This is a genomic window from Microbacterium sp. NPDC090014 (genome assembly GCF_044748285.1).
Taxonomy (GTDB): Bacteria; Actinomycetota; Actinomycetes; order Actinomycetales; family Microbacteriaceae; genus Microbacterium.
Window position 1 is genome coordinate 1,332,624 of sequence record NZ_JBIVFS010000001.1, and the last position, 20,864, is coordinate 1,353,487.

Here is a 20,864-nt window from a genome sequence, read left to right on the forward strand (position 1 = left end):
TGCAGGTGTTTGGCATCGGTCTGCGCACTGGGTAGTTTCAAGGAATCACCGTTTCCGAAGTCGACGATGTCTTCGGAACGCGCACAGCAGCGCTCGACAGGAAGGTCACACAATGCACCACTCAGTCATGCGTCGGCGAGGTCTCATCGCCGTCACCGGAGCGGCAGTCGCCGCGATGGTCCTCTCAGGATGCGTCGCCAGCGAGCGCGGCGACGACGGCGGAGAGGCGTCCGGCGATGTCGACGGAACCTTCGTGTTCGCGGCGTCCTCCGACCCGGCGAGCCTCGACCCGGCCTTCGCCCAGGACGGCGAGAGCTTCCGCGTCTCGCGTCAGATCTTCGAGGGCCTCGTCGGCACCGAGCCCGGCACGGCCGACCCGGCACCGCTGCTGGCCGAGTCATGGGAATCGTCCGAAGACGGCATGAGCCACACCTTCACGCTGAAGGAGGACGTGACCTTCCACGACGGCACGCCGTTCAACGCCGAAGCCGTATGCGCGAACTTCGACCGCTGGTTCAACTGGACCGGCCTCGCGGCCTCCGAGGCGTTCGGCTACTACTACAACAAGCTCTTCAAGGGCTACGCGGAGAACCCGGCTGACGCCGTCTACAAATCCTGCACCCCCGACGGCGACTACTCCGTGACGATCGACCTGAACAAGCCGTTCGCAGGGTTCGTGGCGTCGCTGTCGCTGCCGTCCTTCTCCATGCAGAGCCCTTCGGCCCTGCAGGAGTTCGGTGCTGACGAGGTCAGCGGCTCGGCCGAGGCACCCGTCCTCTCGGAGTACGCGATGGGGCACCCGGTCGGCACCGGCCCGTACCAGTTCGACGAGTGGGCGCCGGGCGAGCAGGTCTCGCTCAAGGCGTACGACGACTACTGGGGCGAGGCGGGTCAGATCGACGAGATCATCTTCCGCACGATCGACGACCCGACCGCGCGTCGTCAGGCTCTCGAGTCCGGCTCCATCGACGGCTACGACCTCGTCGGTCCGGCCGACACGCAGGCACTCGAGGACGACGGCTTCACCATGGTCTCCCGTCCTCCGTTCACGATCCTGTACCTCGCGTTCAACCAGGCGCTCCCTGAGCTGCAGGACCCGAAGGTCCGCGAGGCGCTCTCGTACGCGGTCGACAAGGATGCCCTGATCAGCCAGGTCCTGCCCGAGGGCACCGAGAAGGCGATCGAGTTCGTGCCCGACACCGTCAACGGCTACAACCCCGATGTCACGACCTACGACTACGACCCCGAGAAGGCCAAGGAGCTGCTGGCAGAGGCCGGCTACGACGAGGCCAACCCGCTGAAGCTGACCTTCAACTACCCGGTCAACGTCTCGCGTCCCTACATGCCGGACCCCGAGCAGATCTTCACGGTCCTCTCGTCGCAGCTCGCCGAGGTCGGCGTCGAGACCACCCCGGTCTCGGAGGAGTGGGTCGAGTACCTCGACCGCACCACCGGCACGTCGGACCACGGCATCCACCTGCTCGGCTGGACCGGTGACTACAACGACACGGACAACTTCGTCGGCGTCTTCTTCGGGCAGCAGAGCTCCGAGTGGGGCTTCGACAACCCGGAGCTGTTCCAGAAGCTCAACGAGGCTCGCGGCGTCTCCAACCTCGAGGACCAGACGGCCCTCTACGAGGAGATCAACGAGATGGTCGCGCAGTTCATCCCCGGTGTCCCGCTCGCGCACCCGGCGCCCACACTGGCGTTCGACCCGCGTGTCGAGAGCTATCCCGCCAGCCCGGTGAACGACGAGGTCTTCACGGACATCGTCCTCACCGAGTAGGTCTGACCGACTGAGTTGCCCACCCGGGTCCCCGCGCTCGCCGCGGGGACCCGGGCCCGGCGTACCTTCTGATCAACGGAGACCTCTTGCTGCGCACCATCGGCAGACGACTGCTTTTCCTCATCCCCACCCTGATCGGCCTCAGCATCCTGCTGTTCGCCTGGGTCAGGGCCCTCCCCGGCGGCCCGGCCGTCGCGCTTCTCGGCGAGAAGGCGACACCCGAGGCCATCGCGAGGGTCAACGAGCTCTACGGCTTCAACAAGCCCATCATCGAGCAGTACTTCATCTGGGTCGGCCGCCTGCTGCAGGGCGACTTCGGCACATCGATCCAGACCAACCGGCCGGTCACTGAGGAGTTCTTCCGCCGATTCCCGGCCACGATCGAGCTGAGCGTCGTCGCGCTCATCTTCGCGGTCGGCGTGGGCATCCCGCTCGGATACTGGGCCGCTCGCCGCCACGGCAAGTTCACCGACCACGCGTCGGTCGTGCTGAGTCTCATCGGCATCACCATCCCGGTGTTCTTCCTCGCCTTCATCCTCAAGTACGTGTTCGCCGTGCAGCTCGGCTGGCTGCCGTCGGACGGCAGGCAGAACCCACGAATAGACGCCACCCATCCGACGGGGTTCTATGTGTGGGACGGCATCATCACCGGCGAGTTCGACGCCTCGTGGGATGCCCTCATGCACCTGGTGCTCCCGGCACTCGCGCTCGGCACCATCCCGCTCGCGATCATCGTCCGCATCACCAGGGCGAGCGTGCTCGAAGTGCAGAACGCGGACTACGTGCGGACGGGGCGGGCGAAGGGCGTCGGCTCGTCGACGCTGCGCAGTCGCTTCATCCTCCGCAACGCGATGCTGCCGGTGATCACGACGATCGGTCTGCAGACCGGGCTCCTGATCTCGGGGGCAGTGCTCACCGAGACCGTCTTCGCGTTCCCCGGCATCGGGTCCTTCCTCGCGAGGGCGATCTTCACACGGGACTTCCCCGTGCTGCAGGGGTTCATCATCTTCATCGCGATCGCCTACGCGCTGATCAACCTGGCCGTCGACGTGTCGTACAGCTTCATCGATCCGAGAGTGCGGGTGCAGTGATGATCCGTCTCGTTCTCCGAAAGGGGGTGGCGTCATGACCATCTCGCTCCCACCCGCGCAGGGACCGTCCGCGGCGAGCGGCTCGGTCGTCGACACGGTCGCCGTGAATCAGGCCGGCCTCAAAGAGGGGCCCGGGGGGTTCTGGCGCGACGTGTTCCGCCGCCTCCGCCGCAACCCGACGGCCTGGATCGGCGCCGGCATCGTGCTGGTGTTCGTCCTCGTCTCGGTGCTCGCGCCATTGCTCGCCCCGTACCCCGAGACGGCGTTGCCCGGCGCGAAGTACATCACGCCGACGCACATCCCCGGTCCGGGGGAGCTGCCGGAGTTCCCCCTCGGGCTCGACCGCTTCGGCGGCGATGTGCTCTCCAAGCTCATCTGGGGCGCGCAGGCGTCGCTGCTGATCGGTGTGATCTCGACCGCGCTCGGTCTGGTCGGCGGAATGATCCTCGGACTCCTCGCCGGCACGTTCGGCGGATGGGTCGACACCCTCATCATGCGCATCGTCGACATCATCCTGTCGGTGCCGAACCTGCTGCTGGCGGTCTCGATCGCCGCGATCCTGGGCCAGACGCCCTTCGCGGTGATGATCGCCATCGGAGCATCCCAGGTTCCGATCTTCGCCCGCCTCCTGCGGGCGTCGATGCTGCAGCAGCGATCGAGCGACTACGTGCTCTCGGCCCAGACGCTGGGGCTCGGTCGCGGGCAGATCACCATGTCGCACGTGCTGCCGAACGCCATCGGACCTGTCATCGTGCAGGGCACGCTCACGCTCGCGACGGCGGTGATCGATGCGGCGGCGCTGTCGTTCCTCGGTCTCGGCGGCGGTCGCCCCGAGACGGCCGAGTGGGGCCGCATGCTCACCTACGCGCAGGCTGAGCTGGCCATCGCGCCATGGCTGGCATTCCTGCCCGGCATCTGCATCGCGGTCACCGCGCTCGGCTTCACCCTGTTCGGTGAAGCCCTGCGCGAGGCCATGGACCCGAGGACGAGAGCACGATGAACGCTGCGAAAGAGACACGGACCACGGACGCTCCGCTGCTGTCCGTCGAAGGGCTGGCGGTCGACTTCGCCACCATGGACGGCGTCGTGCACGCCGTCGAGGGAGTCGACCTCGAGATCGCGCCGGGCCAGACCGTCGCGATCGTGGGGGAGTCCGGGTCGGGCAAGTCGACGACTGCCATGGCCATCATCGGCCTGCTCGCCGGTGGCGGGCGCGTGGCCGGCGGCAGCATCCGCCTCGACGGCAAGGACATCACCCGCGCTCCCGAGAGCGAGCTGCGCACCATCCGCGGGCGCGACATCGGCCTCGTGCCGCAGGACCCCATGTCGAACCTGAATCCGGTCGCGAAGATCGGCACCCAGGTTGCCGAGACCCTGCTCGCCCACGGACTCGCCACCAGGCAGAACGTGCAGCAGAAGGTCGTCGAGGCGCTGACAGCCGCCGGACTGCCGGATCCCGAGAAGCGCGCGAAGCAGTACCCGCACGAGTTCTCCGGCGGCATGCGCCAGCGCGCGCTGATCGCGATCGGCCTGGCGTGCAAACCGCGCCTGCTGATCGCGGACGAGCCGACGAGCGCGCTCGACGTGACGGTGCAGCAGACGATCCTCGACCAGATCGGCGACATGACGCGCGAGCTCGGCACCGCCGTGCTGCTCATCACGCACGATCTGGGACTCGCGGCCGAGCGTGCCGAGCGCGTCATCGTGATGCACCGCGGCAAGGTGGTCGAGCAGGGGCCGGCGAAGCAGATCCTCGAGAATCCGCAGCACCCCTACACGCAGTCGCTCGTGCAGGCGGCGCCGTCGGTGGCCGCCGCGCGTCTGCGCCCGGAGGCGTTCCACGCCGAGGAGCGTCCGTCCGATCCGAACGCAGCCGAGGACGCCTCGAGCGCGCTCGCCCTGCCGACAGCGGACAACATCGTCGAGATCGAGAACCTCACCAAGGTCTATCCGGTCCGTGGGCAGAAAGAGGACTTCGTCGCCGTGGACGACATGTCGCTCGCCATCCCGCGCGGCGAGACGGTGGCGATCGTGGGCGAGTCCGGTTCGGGCAAGACGACGACCGCGCGGATGCTGCTGAAGATCATCGAGCCGACGAGCGGTCTCATCCGCTACGAGGGCAAGGACGTCTCCTCGCTCACCCGTGCGGAGACCCGGGACTTCCGGCAGAAGGTGCAGCCGATCTTCCAGGATCCGTACTCGAGCCTGAATCCGATGTTCACCATCGAGCGCCTCATCTCCGAGCCGCTGGACTTCTACAAGCGGGGGAGCGGCGCCGATCGGCGCAAGCGCGTCCGGCAGCTGCTCGACGACGTGGCGCTGCCGCAGTCGATGCTGCGCCGGTATCCGTCCGAGCTGTCCGGCGGTCAGCGTCAGCGTGTCGCGATCGCCCGTGCGCTCGCGCTCTCGCCCGAGCTGATCGTGTGCGACGAACCCGTGTCAGCGCTCGACGTCCTCGTGCAGGATCAGATCCTGAACCTGCTGGGCGACCTGCAGACCGAGTACGGACTCAGCTATCTCTTCATCTCCCACGACCTCGCCGTGGTCCGGCTGATCAGCGACTACGTGTGCGTGATGAAGGACGGCTCGCTCGTCGAGGCGGCATCCTCGGAGGAGATCTTCACAAATCCTCGAGACCCGTACACGCGACGTCTGCTGGCGTCGATCCCGGGGAACGAACTCAACATCGCCTCCTGACGACGACGATGCGTCCCGCCCCGAGCGCGAGCTCCGGGGCGGGCGCACCGGGTCGACGGACGACGCTTCCGGGTGCCATTACCGCAGCATCCGAAGAAGGTCAAGGATTGCGCTTGCCATGTCGCAAGATCGCGCGTATAGTTGGTAGTTGCGCTCGCTTCTCCGTGCCCTCATATGGTGGTCGGCATTTCGTTGAGTCTTTGAGCGCATACTCCACCTGACGACAAAGGAATCGAGAAGCCCTGCGGGGCTCACGGAGGTTATTCCCTTGGCTGCTGCTCGCAACGCATCCACATCCACCACCACCAAGAACGGACGCGGAGCTTCCCGTCTTTCGTTCGCCAAGATCTCCGACACGCTGACGGTCCCTGACCTTCTCGCTCTGCAGACGGAATCCTTCGGATGGCTCGTCGGCAACGACGCCTGGAAGGCTCGAGTCGCAGAGGCCAAGAAGGCCGGCCGCACCGACGTGAACGAGAACAGCGGTCTCGGCGAGATCTTCGAGGAGATCTCTCCGATCGAGGACCTCGGCGAGACGATGCAGCTGTCGTTCACCAACCCTTACCTCGAGCCGGAGAAGTACTCGATCGAGGAGTGCAAGGAGCGCGGCAAGACGTACGCCGCTCCGCTGTACGTCGAGGCCGAGTTCATGAACCACCTCACGGGTGAGATCAAGACCCAGACGGTCTTCATGGGCGACTTCCCGCTGCAGACCGACAAGGGAACGTTCATCATCAACGGCTCCGAGCGCGTCGTCGTCTCGCAGCTCGTGCGTTCGCCCGGTGTGTACTTCGACAAGACCCCCGACAAGACGTCCGACAAGGACATCGTGTCGGCTCGCGTCATCCCGAGCCGTGGTGCATGGCTCGAGTTCGAGATCGACAAGCGCGACCAGGTCGGCGTGCGCGTCGACCGCAAGCGCAAGCAGTCGGTCACCGTGTTCCTCAAGGCGCTGGGCATGACCAGCGAGGAGATCCTCACGGAGTTCGCCGGCTACACCTCGATCGAGGAGACGCTCGCGAAGGACACGATCGTCACGAAGGAAGATGCGCTCCGCGACATCTACCGCAAGCTGCGTCCGGGCGAGCAGGTCGCCGCCGAGGCCGCCCGCGCGCTCCTCGACAACTTCTACTTCAACCCGAAGCGCTACGACCTCGCGAAGGTGGGTCGTTACAAGATCAACCACAAGCTCGGTCTCGACGCTCCGCTGACCGACTCGGTCCTCACGGTTCAGGACATCGTCGCGACGATCAAGTACCTCGTGCGTCTGCACGCAGGCACGGAAGAGACCTTCCCCGGCATCCGCTCGGGCAAGAAGGCCGACATCCGCATCGCGACCGATGACATCGACAACTTCGGCAACCGTCGCATCCGCGCGGTCGGCGAGCTGATCCAGAACCAGGTCCGCACCGGTCTGTCCCGCATGGAGCGCGTCGTCCGCGAGCGCATGACCACGCAGGACATCGAGGCGATCACGCCGCAGACCCTGATCAACGTGCGCCCCGTCGTCGCCGCGATCAAGGAGTTCTTCGGAACCTCGCAGCTGTCGCAGTTCATGGACCAGAACAACCCGCTCGCGGGTCTGACCAACAAGCGCCGCCTCTCGGCTCTCGGCCCCGGTGGTCTGAGCCGTGACCGCGCAGGCGTCGAGGTCCGTGACGTCCACCCGTCGCACTACGGCCGCATGTGCCCCATCGAGACCCCTGAAGGCCCGAACATCGGTCTGATCGGTGCTCTCGCGACGTTCGCGCGCATCAACTCGTTCGGTTTCATCGAGACCCCGTACCGCAAGGTCGAGGGTGGCGTCGTCACCGAGCACATCGATTACCTGACCGCTTCCGAAGAGGTCGACTTCAACATCGCGCAGGCGAACGCCCCGCTCGACAAGAACGGTCGCTTCCGCGAGAGCCACGTCCTCGCGCGCCCCAAGGGCGGTAGCGGTGAGGTGGACCTCTTCCTTCCGGAGGAGATCGGCTACATCGACGTCTCGCCGCGCCAGATGGTGTCGGTCGCGACCTCGCTCGTGCCCTTCCTCGAGCATGACGACGCACAGCGCGCACTCATGGGCGCCAACATGCAGCGTCAGGCTGTGCCGCTGCTCCGCAGCGACTCGCCGCTCGTCGGAACCGGTATGGAGGGCTACACGGCCATCGACGCCGGCGACGTGCTCACGGCTGAGAAGCCGGGTGTCGTCACCGAGGTCTCCGCAGACCGCGTCACCGTCATGCTCGACGAGGGTGGAACGCAGGACTACCACCTGCGCAAGTTCGATCGCTCGAACCAGGGCACGTCGTACAACCAGAAGGTCGTCGTCAACGAGGGCGACCGCGTCGAGGTCGGAGAGGTCATCGCCGATGGCCCCGCCACCGAGAACGGCGAACTGGCACTCGGAAAGAACCTCCTCGTCGCGTTCATGACGTGGGAGGGCTACAACTTCGAGGACGCGATCATCCTGAGCCAGGACCTGGTCAAGGACGACACCCTCTCCTCGATCCACATCGAGGAGTACGAGGTCGACGCGCGCGACACGAAGCTCGGCAAGGAGGAGATCACCCGTGACCTCCCCAACGTCAGCCCTGAGCTCCTGAAGGATCTCGACGAGCGCGGCATCATCCGCATCGGCGCCGAGGTCCGCCCCGGCGACATCCTCGTCGGCAAGGTCACGCCGAAGGGCGAGACCGAGCTGTCGGCGGAAGAGCGTCTGCTCCGCGCGATCTTCAACGAGAAGAGCCGCGAAGTCCGTGACACCTCTCTCAAGGTGCCCCACGGCGAGCAGGGCACGATCATCGCCGTCAAGGAGTTCAACGCCGAGGACGGCGACGATGAGCTCGGCTCCGGTGTCAACCGCCGCGTCGTGGTCTACATCGCCCAGAAGCGCAAGATCACCGAGGGTGACAAGCTCGCCGGTCGTCACGGCAACAAGGGTGTCATCGCCAAGATCCTCCCGATCGAGGACATGCCGTTCCTCGCGGATGGAACCCCGGTCGACATCGTCCTGAACCCGCTGGGCATCCCCGGTCGAATGAACTTCGGCCAGGTGCTCGAGACCCACCTCGGGTGGATCGCGAAGCAGGGCTGGAAGGTCGAAGGCACCCCGGAGTGGGCTGCGCGACTCCCCAAGGACGCGTTCGAGGCTGCCCCCGGCACCAAGGTCGCGACCCCGGTGTTCGACGGTGCGAGCGAGGAGGAGATCTCCGGTCTCCTCGACGCGACCACCCCGACCCGTGACGGCATCCGCCTGATCGACTCGACCGGAAAGACGCAGCTGTTCGACGGCCGCTCCGGTGAGCCGTTCCCGGCGCCGATCTCGGTGGGCTACATGTACATCCTGAAGCTGCACCACCTGGTCGACGACAAGATCCACGCACGTTCGACGGGTCCGTACTCGATGATCACCCAGCAGCCGCTCGGTGGTAAGGCGCAGTTCGGTGGCCAGCGATTCGGTGAGATGGAGGTGTGGGCCCTCGAGGCCTACGGCGCCGCATACGCGCTCCAGGAGCTCCTCACGATCAAGTCCGACGACATCCTCGGCCGCGTCAAGGTGTACGAGGCGATCGTCAAGGGCGAGAACATCCAGGAGCCCGGCATACCCGAGTCCTTCAAGGTGCTCATGAAGGAGATGCAGTCGCTCTGCCTGAACGTCGAGGTCCTCTCGGCAGACGGCACGCTCGTCAACCTGCGTGACACCGACGACGAGGCCTTCCGCGCTGCGGAGGAACTCGGCATCAACATCTCCAGCCGCTTCGAGGCCGCCTCGATCGACGAGATCTAAGGTCCAGGCCGCCGACCGCGCGTCACGCCCGGTCGGCGGCCCACCTCCCCGATTTCTTCAGAAGAATTCCTACACAGGAGAATTTGTGCTCGAGTCAAACACTTTCGATGAGCTTCGCATCGGCCTGGCCACGGCGGACCACATCCGCGCCTGGTCCTACGGCGAGGTCAAGAAGCCTGAAACCATCAACTACCGCACCCTGAAGCCGGAGAAGGACGGTCTCTTCGGAGAGCAGATCTTCGGCCCGTCCCGCGACTGGGAGTGCGCCTGCGGCAAGTACAAGCGTGTCCGCTTCAAGGGCATCGTCTGCGAGCGCTGCGGCGTCGAGGTCACCAAGTCCTCGGTCCGTCGTGAGCGCATGGGTCACATCGAGCTCGCCGCTCCCGTCACCCACATCTGGTACTTCAAGGGTGTTCCCTCGCGTCTCGGGTACCTGCTCGACATGGCGCCGAAGGACCTCGAGAAGGTCATCTACTTCGCCGCCTACATGGTCATCTCGGTCGACGAGGATGCTCGTCACCGCGACCTGGGCACGCAGGAGAACAACATCCGTCTCGAGCTGAAGACGCTCGGAGACCGCCGCGACGCGAAGATCGCCGAGCGCCTGGCTCGCCTGGAGGAGGAGCTCGCTTCCCTCGAGGCGGAGGGCGCCAAGGCCGACGCGAAGAAGAAGGTCAAGGACGCCGCCGAGAAGGAGATGTCGCTCATCCGCAAGGGTGCCGACGAGGCGATCGCCAAGCTCGAGCGCGTGTGGGAGGACTTCCGCACGCTCGAGGTCGGCGCACTGCGTCCCGAGGACGACGTCTTCCACGAGCTCCAGGACCGCTTCGGTCAGTACTTCGAGGCCTACATGGGCGCCGAGTCGATCCAGCGTCGCCTCGCGGCGTTCGACCTGGCAGCCGAGGCGGAGAGCCTGCACCTGCAGATCTCCGAGGGCAAGGGCCAGCGCAAGATCCGCGCGATCAAGCGTCTGAAGGTCGTCAACTCGTTCCTGGAGACCGGCATGAGCCCGGCCGCCATGGTCCTCGACGTCGTTCCGGTGATCCCGCCGGAGCTGCGCCCGATGGTGCAGCTCGACGGTGGCCGCTTCGCGACCTCCGACCTCAACGACCTCTACCGTCGTGTGATCAACCGCAACAACCGTCTTCGTCGTCTGATCGACCTCGGTGCTCCCGAGATCATCGTCAACAACGAGAAGCGGATGCTGCAGGAGGCCGTCGACGCACTGTTCGACAACGGTCGCCGTGGTCGTCCCGTCACCGGTACCGGCAACCGTGCCCTGAAGTCCCTCAGCGACATGCTGAAGGGTAAGCAGGGTCGTTTCCGCCAGAACCTGCTCGGCAAGCGCGTCGACTACTCGGGCCGTTCGGTCATCATCGTCGGTCCGCAGCTGAAGCTGCACCAGTGCGGTCTGCCCAAGCAGATGGCGCTGGAGCTCTTCAAGCCGTTCGTCATCAAGCGCCTGATCGACCTCGGTCACTCGCAGAACATCAAGGCGGCCAAGCGCGCCGTCGAGCGCACGCGTCCCGAGGTCTGGGACGTGCTCGAGGAGATCATCCGCGAGCGTCCGGTGCTGCTCAACCGTGCGCCCACGCTGCACCGTCTCGGCATCCAGGCCTTCGAGCCTCAGCTCGTCGAGGGCAAGGCCATCCAGCTGCACCCGCTCGTCTGCGCGGCGTTCAACGCCGACTTCGACGGTGACCAGATGGCTGTCCACCTGCCGCTGTCGGTCGAGGCTCAGGCCGAGGCCCGCGTGCTGATGCTCGCGTCGAACAACATCCTGAAGCCGTCCGACGGACGCCCGGTCACCCTGCCTTCGCAGGACATGATCATCGGTCTGCACCACCTGACCACGGTCAAGGCGGGCGCAGCCGGTGAGGGTCGTGCATTCGGTTCGGTGGGCGAGGCGATCCTGGCGAAGGACGAGGGAACCCTCGACCTGCAGGCCAAGGTCCGCATCCGCATCCCGGGTCTCACGTTCCTCGAGGGCGAAGCTCCCGAGGGCTACGAGCGTCACGGTCTCGTCGACGCATCGCTCGGTCAGGCGATCTTCAACGACACGCTGCCCAAGGGATACCCGTTCGTCCGCGAGCAGGCTGACAAGAACAAGCTGTCGCAGATCGTCAACAAGCTGGCCGAGGAGTACCCCAAGGTCGAGACGGCTGCGTCGCTGGACCGCATCAAGGACGCCGGTTTCTACTGGGCCACGCGCTCGGGTGTGACCGTCGCCCTGAGCGACATCCTCACGCCGCCGAACAAGGCTGAGATCGTCGCGGGCTACGAGAAGCAGGCCGCGAAGGTCCAGTCCCAGTACGAGAAGGGCCTCACGACCGACGTCGAGCGTCGTCAGGAGCTCATCAAGATCTGGACCGAGGCGACCGACGAGGTCCAGGCTGCGATGAAGGCCAACTTCCCCGAGGACAACACCATCAACCGCATGGTGTCGTCGGGTGCTCGTGGTAACTGGCTGCAGATCCGGAACATCGCCGGTATGCGTGGTCTGGTGAACAACCCCAAGGGTGAGATCATCCCGCGTCCGATCATCTCCTCGTACCGCGAGGGTCTGTCGGTTGCGGAGTACTTCATCGCGACGCACGGTACCCGTAAGGGTCTCGCCGACACCGCTCTGCGTACCGCCGACTCGGGTTACCTGACCCGTCGTCTGGTGGATGTCTCGCAGGACGTCATCATCCGCGAAGAGGACTGCGGCACGTCGAAGGGCCTCGAGCTCCCGATCGCCGCTCCGAACTCGCAGGGTGAGCTCGTGCGCGACGCGAACGTCGAGAACTCGGTGTTCGCTCGTACGCTGGCCTCCGACGTGGTCGACAGCAAGGGCGAGGTCCTCGCCTCTGCCGGCGACGACGTGGGTGACGTTCTCATCGACAAGCTGGTCGGTCTCGGTGTCGAGAGCATCAAGGTGCGCTCGGTCCTCACCTGCGACTCCGCCGTCGGTGTCTGCGCGCAGTGCTACGGCCGTTCGCTCGCGACGGGTAAGACCGTCGACATCGGCGAGGCCGTCGGCATCATCGCGGCACAGTCGATCGGTGAGCCCGGTACCCAGCTGACGATGCGTACGTTCCACACCGGTGGTTCGGCATCGGCAGATGACATCACGCAGGGTCTGCCCCGCGTGCAGGAGCTCTTCGAGGCTCGCACCCCGAAGGCCGCATCGCCGATCGCCGAGGCCGATGGCCGCATCACGATCGACGAGACGGACAAGGCCAAGAAGGTCATCCTGACGCCCGACAACGGTGACGAGGAAGTGATCTACCCGGTCCTGAAGCGTGCGACGCTTCTGGTCGAGGACGGTCAGCACGTCACGGTCGGTCAGCCTCTCCTGGTCGGAACGCTCGACCCCAAGGAGGTCATGCGCGTCATGGGTGCCCGCGAGGTGCAGCGTTACCTCGTCGGCGGCGTCCAGGGCGTCTACCGCTCGCAGGGTGTGCCGATCCACGACAAGCACATCGAGGTCATCGTCCGTCAGATGCTCCGCAAGGTCACCGTCGTCGATCACGCCGACACGACCCTGCTCCCGGGTGAGATGGTCGACCTCAAGCGCTACCAGGCGATCAACCGCGAGGCTGTGGCAGAGGGCAAGCGCCCCGCGTCCGGCCGTCCGGAGCTGATGGGTATCACGAAGGCGTCGCTCGCGACCGAGTCGTGGCTGTCGGCCGCTTCCTTCCAGGAGACGACCCGCGTTCTCACGCAGGCCGCCATGGAGGGCAAGCGCGACCCGCTGGTCGGTCTCAAGGAGAACGTCATCATCGGAAAGCTCATCCCCGCCGGAACCGGTCTCTCGAAGTACCGCGACGTCACGGTCGAGGCGACGGAGGAAGCCAAGAGCGAGCGCTACCCGAACCGGATCTTCGCATCCGACGGTGCGTACGCCGACGGCGACTTCGGTTACGTCGACTTCGACGCGTTCTCGACGGACGACATCACGCCGGGTACGTACAACTGATCGAGTGAGTGAGTGAGAAGGCCCCGGGCGATTCGCCCGGGGCCTTCTTCGTGCCCGGATCCGGGGTGCCTGCCGTGGACAGGGGGACGGATTAGTCGAAGAGGTGCGCCACGATGCTCGAGGTGTATCCCTCGGGCGCGAGATTCGAGTACTGGGAGTCGATCAGCACGTCGTCCCGCCAGAAGAGGGTGCGACCGTCGGTGACAGGGTACTGCTCGTTCTGCCAGGTCTTCTCGCAGCGCGTGCCGCCGTCGGGAGTGAAGCACGTGTAGCCCTCGTCGGCCACGAGAGCGTTCAGCATGTCGAGGGCCGGCCCTCGGTTCATCAGGGAGATGGTGGTGACCAGCCGGGTGGTGTCCGCCCTCGGATCCGCCCAGATGCAGGTGAGCTCGCCATCGTCTCCGACCCCGGACGGTCCGAAGGCCGCGTCATTGAGTGGCACTCCCTCGAGCTGTGCGAGCACGTCGTCCGAGAGGATCGCCCTGCAGTCGGTCGGCAGAGCGATCGGAGTCTCTGTCGGTGTGGGGGAGGGCGACGGGCTCTCCGATTCGTCCGGTCCCGGACTCGACGACGGTTCAGCGGAATCGTTCGACGGCGTGGTGCCCGAACCGGTCGGATCGCAGCCGGTGAGCACGGCGAGGAGCAGGAGAGCCGCAGCGCCGGCGGCGATTCGAGCGTTCATGCGCTCACCGTAGCGCTGTGCCCAGCCCGTGCAGGGAGGCTGACCGAACCGCCGCGGAAGCCGCTCTCGCGGTAGTGTCGGCGGAATGAGTGATGATTCCTCCCGTATGCCCGGTGCAGTCGTCGTCGGAGACGCGCTGATCGACGAGATCCACGACGTCGGCGGGGTGCGTGAGCTGGTCGGCGGCGCGGCACTGAACGTCGCCGTCGGTCTTCGCAGGCTCGGTGTGCCGACCACCCTGATCGCGATGGTCGGGGACGACGAAGCGGGGGCGCACATTCGCGAGTACCTCGACGATCACGACGTGCGGCTGATCGCCGGTGAGGCGCCGCTGGGCTCGTCCCGGGCGATCGTGCAGCGTGGTCCCGACGGCGAGCCCGTCTACGTGTTCAACGAGGCCGCGCAGCGGCGCAGCATCCGCTATTCCGACGAGGCTGTCCGTGCGATCGCCGATTCGGATCTCGTAGCCGTCAGCTGCTTCCCCTTCGACGTGCCCGGTGAGGTCGACGCACTGCTCGACGCCGTCGGCGACACTCGTCTCGCTGTCGACCCGAACCCACGGTCGGGGATGCTGAGCGATGGTGCCGAGTTCGTGCAGGGCTTCGAACGCGCCGCCGCAGGAGCGTCGATCGTCAAGATCGGCGCCGATGATGCGGCTCTCCTCTATGACGGCGATCTCGATGCGCTGAGGGCGCGGCTGCGCGCGCTCGGGGTGAGCGCGGTGCTCGCGACCGCAGGCGCCGATGGTGCAGCCCTCGAGTCGGATGCCGGCATCGTCACGGCGCCCATCTCGACGCTGCCCGGTCGCGTCGTCGACACCGTGGGAGCCGGAGATGCGACTCTCGCGGCCGTGGCGGCCGGCCTTGCTCAGGGGACACCCTCCGATGCGGAAGGCTGGCAGCACCTGCTCGATCGAGCCATGGATGTGGCCGCTGCGACGTGCCGGGCCGAGGGCGGCCTGCTGCGGACTCCGGAGTCGATCGCTGACGCCGATCGCGGCGTGTTCGGCAGCTGAGCGTTCGATTTCTCACGCTTGCCCTCGGCAGGTATGATTATCTATCGTGCCCCCGGTTGGCTGTCGAAGTCGGACGGGTGCGCTCTGGCGAGTTACCCAAGCGGCCAAAGGGATCTGACTGTAAATCAGACTGCTCAGCATTCGGGGGTTCGAATCCCTCACTCGCCACCATGGGGTATTCCCGGATCTCGAGGATCTTGTTCTCGTATCTCAGAATGCCAGGTCAAACGAGGAAAGCCCCCGGGAATACCGGGGGCTTTCCTCGTTTCGGTGCCAGTTCTGCTTCTTGCGTGAGCTGTCGGCAGGCCGCCCAGAAGTCCCTGGGCTGGCTGGGTCGCACTGTGCGCGACCGTCGGGCAGTGGCAGCTCACCCGATGAGACAACAAGCACGACGAGAGCGTCGCAAAGCGAGCTCAGTCTCGACGTAGCAGGTGTATGAAGCGGAGGGTGTCGAGGTGGAAATCGATCCGGCGGCCTTGCCCTACCTGCGTGTCCTCACTCCCACGAGAGCACTCCTGTTCGGCTTCGTCGTCTGCGCGGTTCGGAGCCTGGCACTGACCGGCGCCTTCGAGGTCGCGTTCCGTGGCGAGAGCATGGAGACACGAGACATCGTGAAGGGGATCGACGCGGAGCTGGACCGTCTCACGGGAGGCCTGTTTCGGTTCCCGGCTTGAAGACCGCGTCCCCGGTGCGTCGAAGCTGACGCTTGCAGGCAGCACAGCGCTCGCCTTGGACGAACGACTCACCGGACGAGGCAACCTTGTTGCCGCCGCGGATCCGATTCTGGCTTTTCTCACAGAACATCGTGTCGAGATGGGGATTGGCGTCCCAGGTCTTCTCTGGACCGTTGTCCGGGGTGACACCCTCCGAAAATGTTTGTAAGGATTCTGCGGCAGCTGCAAGGGCGCCTCCTAGCCACCGGCTGCGGACACGCCTCGGCAGATACTGAATTACGGGCGCACCCACGCCCTGACCCGTGTGTGTACGCGGTCCACGCCCGCCTGCCTCGGAGGCATCATGAAACGAATCCTCAGCGTCGCTGTCGCAGTGCTCGTCGCCGCGACTTTGAGCCCCGCCGTCGCGCACGCGTCCGACGACTTCCATCCCGATGTCGAGTATGCGCTGGAGGCGGTGCCGGGCGGTATCGCCCTCAGCGACACCACGGTGGTGTGGCCCGAACTAGGGATGACGCTCACCACCGAGTCGACCTCAGCCCGCGCAGTGGGAAACTGCGCCACGGGCACGTACTGCGCGTACAGCGGGAGCGGGATGAGCGGATCGAAACTGACGTTCACCATCTGCACGAACGTGAACACCTCGGCGCTTCGGTCAGTCGGGTCTATCGCTAACGGGCGCAGTTCTGGTTTGGTTCGCGCGCGCAACTCCGCCGCGACCGTCCTCGGGACCGCCGGTCCGAACAGTTCAACCGATGTGGGAACCGGCACGACGAACCTCCTCTGCACTCTTTAGTCGGGATAGCCTGAAAGGTACGTGCGATGAGTGAGGCGGCTGCAGTGATGCGATGGGGGTTCGGGGACGGACTCCGTGTCGTCTTCGCTGTCGCTGAAGATTTCCCATTCGGCCCGACACATATTGCTGCAGGTGCACCGGCCCCGAACAAGGCCGTGGTCTTCCGGTCGCTGTTCAACGAGTACTGGCCGAAGGTGCACCGGCATCTCGAGTGCTACCTCGACAACTCCGACGAGGTCAACGAGATCGCAGCTGAGGTGTTCGTCATCGCATGGCGGAAGTTGGACGCGGTGAAGCCGATGGGCTTGCGATGGTTCATCCGCACCGCCGACAACAAGCTACGTGACGTCGACCGAAAGGCTCACTCTCGCGCGCGGGCGATGGAAGCTCTCACCCGCGGACTGCGCAGCGCAGCTGACAACATCCATCCGCTGGACGCGTTGGCGCTGCAACAGGCGATGAAGTCGCTCAGCGCCCGAGAGCGACAGGTCGTTGTCCTCACCTACTGGGATGAGCTCAGCGCCGGAGAGATCGCCGATGTCCTTCGTTCCAGTCAGGCGGCTGTGTGGACGACCCTCACTCGCGCACGAGCGAAACTGCGGGCACAGCTTGAACCGAGGGAGCGGAGATCGTGAACATTCCTGACGACGAGATCGACCGCCTGCTCCGTGCTGTCAACCCCGCCACGGCGTCCGCTGACGAGCTCAGTGTTCAGGCCATCGCTGTGCGCGAGAGCATCATCCGAGGCACGTACGCCCCCGCGCGACAACGGCGAGGATGGGCGTGGGGGCGCTTTGCCGTCGCAGTGGCGGCCATCGTGGCCATTGTGATCGTCGCGACCAACGTTCTCGCACCGGCCCAACGGGCCACAGCGCTCACACCTCCGCCGTTGCAGTATGACAACGCTCAGCCGCTTGCGACAGTCGTGCAGGAGGCGAAGGAGCGCCTCGGGTCGACGGTGAGCGTGGTCCAGGAACGTCGAGTCTCCTCGCTCGTGTGGGGGTGGAGTATCGACCTGGCGAAAGAACGCGTCGAGTCTGTGCCCCAGAGGGTCACATTCGAGTGGGCGCCCGAGACCGGGTCCCGCAGCACCATCATCGCCGGGGAATCTCACTGGCCAGCCGGTGTGCGACCCGAAGGCATCGAGGAGAGCCCGTATCAACCGGGTGACACCATCACACAGCTGGTGACGGCACCACAGGATCTGAAGATCCCCGCCGATGTGATGAACCTGAATGACGGGTCTCGCGAGTCGATGGACAAGGCACTCACCAGCCTCGGCGCGACGGAGTCCTCATCATCGGGCGAGGTCCTCGTCGTCATCGGCCGGCTGTTGAGCTATTGGACCTTGACGAATGAGCAGCACAACATCCTCATCGACCGGCTGGTCGAGGCCGGTGGTGTCACCGTCCTGGGCGAGTCAACGGACCGACTGGGGCGCGATGTCATCGGATTGCGCGTCGCGGACCCGGCAACGACCTACCAAGACACGGTTCTCATCTCCCGCGACACCGGCCGGATCGTCGGCATGGAGAACGAGCTGACGGCTGCTCAGGATTTCATCCCCGCTGGCGTCATTGGATACACACTCTGGGACGCCAATTAGGCGCCTCTCGGTGACCGGTCCGGTTTCCTACCGAGCAACTACGGGACTTCGGGCATGGTGCTGCCGATGACTCTCAATCCGAACTTCGCGTTCTGGGAGCCCGAGATCGGCGACATGACGACCGCCAGTCACGCGGAGGTGTACTTCACCATCTCGTCGGTGCTGCATCGCGCACGTCACTCAAAAGACGCCGAGTTCTCACTGTTCGAACAGCCCGGGTTCGGCCATGTCCTGTCGCCTGCGAACTTCGACCGATTCAACGACCCTGTCATCCAAGCTGCGATCCTCCACGGTGCCCGGGGAACAGAATTGCATTTCGACAACCTGGAGCAGCAGAGCCAACACATGGCCTCAGTCATCGAGACCGCGCTGCGTTCCTTGTCCGACGAAGACCGCGATGGTGAGCGCGGCCTGCGTTCTGGTCGGTGACAAGCTCCGCGATGTCGCGACATCGTTCGGGTCGCAAGAAGCGGCGAGGTGGACGGCCGCCCGAGACCGTGCCATCGCTGCGGCCCTCGCGCTGCAGCCCTGGGGAGAGCCAGAACCTGAGGACGACGGCGCCGCGGCCGAATCCTGAGTTTCGCCCGCTGGCACCTCAAGCAGGAGTAGGGCAGTCGGGGGTATCCGTGGGAATCGCGAAAGGAACGCGTGGGAAACGCGAGGAATCGCGGGCCCCGATCCCTATAAAGGGTAGGACTCGGGGAGGAGATACGGGAAAACCCCACCACCTGTTCGTCGTTCTCGATCACGAGATCCACGAGCCGGAGAAACGCCCCCGTCCTCGGGGGCGTTTCTCTTTCACGGCGTGCTCACATCGCAGGAACCAGGACGCGATCGATCGTGTGGATCACTCCATTGTTCGCGGTGATGTTCACCCGCCACAGCACCAGGGCCGGGTCCCGCAGGGTGGGGCTCTCGTCACGCAAGAAGACGCCGCGCGGCCGGACGACCCCGCCGTTGGCCATGGTGAGCGACTTCGACGTGATGACCTTGATCGGGCCCAGCTTCTTGCCCGCGACGACGTGGTACAGCAGGATGTCGGCGATCTGGTCGGTGGTGAAGGCGGTCGTGAGCGTGGTCAGTGCCGCCGCCTCGGATGCGGGTGCGGTGCCCGTCAGGTCGGACACCAGCCGCAGGAAGGCTCGATCGTTCGGAGTGAAGACGGTGAACGTTCCCGCCGGATCTGCGAGCGTGCTGTCGAGGCCGGTGGCGAGCACCGCCTGGACGAGCAGGTCGTAGTCGTTGGCGTTTCGGTCTGGAGCGCCTCCTCCTGAGGCGGTGACGAGAACATCGACGATGTTCCCCGAGGGGCGTGCTGTCTCTGCGGCCTGTGCGGGCGCGGCGGTCAGGACGAGGGCGAGTGCGGCCACCCCTGCGAGGGAGGCGCGGATCTTTCCAGTCATCGTTCAACTCCATTGTCGATCGGAGTCACGGCGAGGGTCGTGACACAGGGTTATTCCGCTGGTCACCACCGTTTGGATGCACCGGCCGCGAAGTTTCTCTGAGCTGCCTCGGAGAGCGGAAGACAGTTTCTGGACTGTATTCAAAAACATATGGACAGAGTGATCGGGGGCGCGCATAATCGCTTCAACACCACCGGGCACCAGCGAAGGAGCACCCCATGAGTGATGAGAAGGAAACGTCCGAACTGTTCTCCGAGGCCTCGGGGCCGAGTGGAGCATCGATCACGGACTGGACGGATCTCGGCCGAGAGATGTGGGCCTATCTGACCGGTCGCGGAGCGGCGGTCAACTACACGTTCGAGGACATGACCGTGGAAGTCCCTCGGGATATCGGGCCGGATGCGCCTCGCGCGACGTGGAAGTTCAACGGCACGCTGCGCGTGACGACCAGCGACAGCGAGTCCGGCGAGAGCCGGCCGGCCTGACGGCCTGCCACCATGATCCGTCTCGATATCGACCTGAAGGTCGAGCACGTCGCTTCGGACGGCGCATCTCCGACTCGCTTCACGGTGCGTGCCGCGGGTCGGGAGGTCGTCATCTCGTTCGAGTCCACTGCGGGCCTCACCGGCATGGGTCGCCGCGAGCTCACGCAGCTGGCACCTCTCGCCGATGCCTTGTCGCGACGAGGCCTCAGCGTGCGTGTGGAAGGGCCGAAGGGGACTCTGCTCCAGCTCGGCGACGTCAGGTCAGGGCCTGTCGGCCGTGCGATCGCCGGGTCGTCGCACATCAGGCTCGGACATCTGTCGGCGCTGCTCTCGGAGGTGAAGCACCGGGACGATGGCAGCCGGTTCCGCCTCCCCGCCCCGCCGCCCACTCTCTTCCCCCTCGTTCCCACGTTGGCACGTCGGGTGCCGCGGCGGGTGACGACCACCCACTACCTTCCCGGATCCGGTCGACCACGGCTGATCTTCGCGGTCGGGAACGGCGACTGGAACAGCACCAGGCCGCGTGAGTTCGATCTCCTTCCCGGACGGACGACGATCGGCTCGGGCAAGGACGCCGACCTGCGGCTCGAGGGAGTGGAGGCGCTGCACGCCGAAGTCCGCCACAACGAGGACGACGAGTACGTCCTGTATTCGTACGCCCCCACCGGCGGCGGGCGGCCCAATCTGCCGCACAGCTCGGAGGATGCCCGGATTCTGCGCACCGGATCGCGGATCGAGATCGGATCCTGGCGGCTGGCGTTCTATCGTGAGGAGTTCGCCGATCACGGACGCCCCTTCGGAGGGCGTCAGGGTGGCGAGTACGCCTTCCAGAGGCAGCAGCCGATTCGACCGTACGGGTCGGGGGAACTCGGCTGAACAGACGCACACGAGAGGTA

16 protein-coding genes and 1 tRNA gene are annotated in these 20,864 nt (G+C 65.6%); 15 read left to right on the forward strand and 2 right to left on the reverse strand.

Translation table 11 applies throughout. From position 1 onward, the window contains the following. The first annotated feature begins 112 nt into the window (after positions 1-112). The 6 genes from ACIPV5_RS06315 to rpoC all read left to right on the forward strand — a co-directional run bounded on the left by ACIPV5_RS06315 (position 113) and on the right by rpoC (position 13,307). Positions 113-1,786 carry an ABC transporter substrate-binding protein gene (locus ACIPV5_RS06315; RefSeq protein WP_053098897.1) on the forward strand — a complete coding sequence of 558 codons (1,674 nt, stop codon included), beginning with the start codon at positions 113-115 and terminating at the stop codon, positions 1,784-1,786. Positions 1,787-1,872: 86 nt separating this feature from the next. Next, positions 1,873-2,877 (forward strand): ABC transporter permease, encoded by a 1,005-nt coding sequence (locus ACIPV5_RS06320; protein WP_053098898.1) that lies wholly within the window; start codon positions 1,873-1,875, stop codon positions 2,875-2,877. 34 nt (positions 2,878-2,911) lie between these two features. Further along, positions 2,912-3,877 (forward strand): ABC transporter permease, encoded by a 966-nt coding sequence (locus ACIPV5_RS06325; protein ID WP_053098899.1) that lies wholly within the window; start codon positions 2,912-2,914, stop codon positions 3,875-3,877. Further along, on the forward strand, positions 3,874-5,574 hold the full coding sequence (locus ACIPV5_RS06330) for an ABC transporter ATP-binding protein (protein WP_400340377.1): 1,701 nt from the start codon (positions 3,874-3,876) through the stop codon (positions 5,572-5,574). Before ACIPV5_RS06325 ends, ACIPV5_RS06330 begins: the two co-directional genes overlap by 4 nt. Before the next feature lie 268 nt (positions 5,575-5,842). After that, positions 5,843-9,346, forward strand: a complete 3,504-nt coding sequence (locus ACIPV5_RS06335; protein ID WP_053098901.1) for a DNA-directed RNA polymerase subunit beta — start codon at positions 5,843-5,845, stop codon at positions 9,344-9,346. Between the two features lie 85 nt (positions 9,347-9,431). Beyond that, entirely contained in the window at positions 9,432-13,307 is a 3,876-nt protein-coding gene (gene rpoC, locus ACIPV5_RS06340) for a DNA-directed RNA polymerase subunit beta' (RefSeq protein WP_053098902.1), read from the forward strand. Positions 13,308-13,398: 91 nt separating this feature from the next. On the opposite strand, the gene ACIPV5_RS06345 is transcribed toward rpoC, so the two are convergent. Beyond that, positions 13,399-13,989 (reverse strand): hypothetical protein, encoded by a 591-nt coding sequence (locus ACIPV5_RS06345; protein ID WP_053098903.1) that lies wholly within the window; start codon positions 13,987-13,989, stop codon positions 13,399-13,401. Between the two features lie 85 nt (positions 13,990-14,074). Between ACIPV5_RS06345 and ACIPV5_RS06350 the strand changes: the two genes are divergently transcribed. The 7 genes from ACIPV5_RS06350 to ACIPV5_RS06380 all read left to right on the forward strand — a co-directional run bounded on the left by ACIPV5_RS06350 (position 14,075) and on the right by ACIPV5_RS06380 (position 18,509). Then, entirely contained in the window at positions 14,075-15,004 is a 930-nt protein-coding gene (locus ACIPV5_RS06350; protein WP_400340380.1) for a carbohydrate kinase family protein, read from the forward strand. Positions 15,005-15,090: 86 nt separating this feature from the next. Continuing rightward, a tRNA-Tyr gene (locus ACIPV5_RS06355) sits at positions 15,091-15,175 on the forward strand. A gap of 284 nt (positions 15,176-15,459) precedes the next feature. Beyond that, positions 15,460-15,678: a hypothetical protein gene (locus tag ACIPV5_RS06360; RefSeq protein WP_400340382.1), complete on the forward strand. Its 219-nt coding sequence runs from the start codon at positions 15,460-15,462 to the stop codon at positions 15,676-15,678. A gap of 343 nt (positions 15,679-16,021) precedes the next feature. Next, entirely contained in the window at positions 16,022-16,474 is a 453-nt protein-coding gene (locus tag ACIPV5_RS06365) for a hypothetical protein (protein WP_150115158.1), read from the forward strand. A gap of 26 nt (positions 16,475-16,500) precedes the next feature. Beyond that, a complete protein-coding gene (locus tag ACIPV5_RS06370) occupies positions 16,501-17,109 on the forward strand; it encodes an RNA polymerase sigma factor (protein ID WP_400340384.1) in 609 nt (202 codons plus the stop codon). After that, on the forward strand, positions 17,106-18,080 hold the full coding sequence (locus ACIPV5_RS06375) for a hypothetical protein (protein ID WP_400340386.1): 975 nt from the start codon (positions 17,106-17,108) through the stop codon (positions 18,078-18,080). The genes ACIPV5_RS06370 and ACIPV5_RS06375 overlap by 4 nt, the downstream gene beginning before the upstream one ends. Before the next feature lie 54 nt (positions 18,081-18,134). Then, positions 18,135-18,509 carry a hypothetical protein gene (locus ACIPV5_RS06380; protein WP_400340388.1) on the forward strand — a complete coding sequence of 125 codons (375 nt, stop codon included), beginning with the start codon at positions 18,135-18,137 and terminating at the stop codon, positions 18,507-18,509. A gap of 380 nt (positions 18,510-18,889) precedes the next feature. Here ACIPV5_RS06380 and ACIPV5_RS06385 read toward each other — a convergent pair whose 3' ends face one another. Continuing rightward, positions 18,890-19,483 (reverse strand): fasciclin domain-containing protein, encoded by a 594-nt coding sequence (locus tag ACIPV5_RS06385; RefSeq protein WP_056277191.1) that lies wholly within the window; start codon positions 19,481-19,483, stop codon positions 18,890-18,892. Between the two features lie 218 nt (positions 19,484-19,701). Between ACIPV5_RS06385 and ACIPV5_RS06390 the strand changes: the two genes are divergently transcribed. Both ACIPV5_RS06390 and ACIPV5_RS06395 read left to right on the forward strand, forming a co-directional pair. After that, complete coding sequence (locus tag ACIPV5_RS06390; RefSeq protein ID WP_053098914.1) at positions 19,702-19,968, forward strand: hypothetical protein; 267 nt, start codon at positions 19,702-19,704, stop codon at positions 19,966-19,968. 12 nt (positions 19,969-19,980) lie between these two features. Then, a complete protein-coding gene (locus ACIPV5_RS06395; protein WP_053098915.1) occupies positions 19,981-20,844 on the forward strand; it encodes an FHA domain-containing protein in 864 nt (287 codons plus the stop codon). The last annotated feature ends 20 nt before the right edge of the window (positions 20,845-20,864 follow it).

Bases quoted from the DNA above. Each gene is read 5' to 3' on its own strand.
- ACIPV5_RS06315 (WP_053098897.1), top strand. From the start codon at position 113: ATGCACCACTCAGTCATGCGTCGGCGAGGTCTCATCGCCGTCACCGGA.
- ACIPV5_RS06325 (WP_053098899.1), top strand. From the start codon at position 2,912: ATGACCATCTCGCTCCCACCCGCGCAGGGACCGTCCGCGGCGAGCGGC.
- ACIPV5_RS06330 (WP_400340377.1), top strand. From the start codon at position 3,874: ATGAACGCTGCGAAAGAGACACGGACCACGGACGCTCCGCTGCTGTCC.
- ACIPV5_RS06345 (WP_053098903.1), bottom strand. From the start codon at position 13,989: ATGAACGCTCGAATCGCCGCCGGCGCTGCGGCTCTCCTGCTCCTCGCC.
- ACIPV5_RS06350 (WP_400340380.1), top strand. From the start codon at position 14,075: ATGAGTGATGATTCCTCCCGTATGCCCGGTGCAGTCGTCGTCGGAGAC.
- ACIPV5_RS06365 (WP_150115158.1), top strand. From the start codon at position 16,022: ATGAAACGAATCCTCAGCGTCGCTGTCGCAGTGCTCGTCGCCGCGACT.
- ACIPV5_RS06370 (WP_400340384.1), top strand. From the start codon at position 16,501: ATGAGTGAGGCGGCTGCAGTGATGCGATGGGGGTTCGGGGACGGACTC.
- ACIPV5_RS06380 (WP_400340388.1), top strand. From the start codon at position 18,135: ATGGTGCTGCCGATGACTCTCAATCCGAACTTCGCGTTCTGGGAGCCC.
- ACIPV5_RS06385 (WP_056277191.1), bottom strand. From the start codon at position 19,483: ATGACTGGAAAGATCCGCGCCTCCCTCGCAGGGGTGGCCGCACTCGCC.
- ACIPV5_RS06390 (WP_053098914.1), top strand. From the start codon at position 19,702: ATGAGTGATGAGAAGGAAACGTCCGAACTGTTCTCCGAGGCCTCGGGG.
- ACIPV5_RS06395 (WP_053098915.1), top strand. From the start codon at position 19,981: ATGATCCGTCTCGATATCGACCTGAAGGTCGAGCACGTCGCTTCGGAC.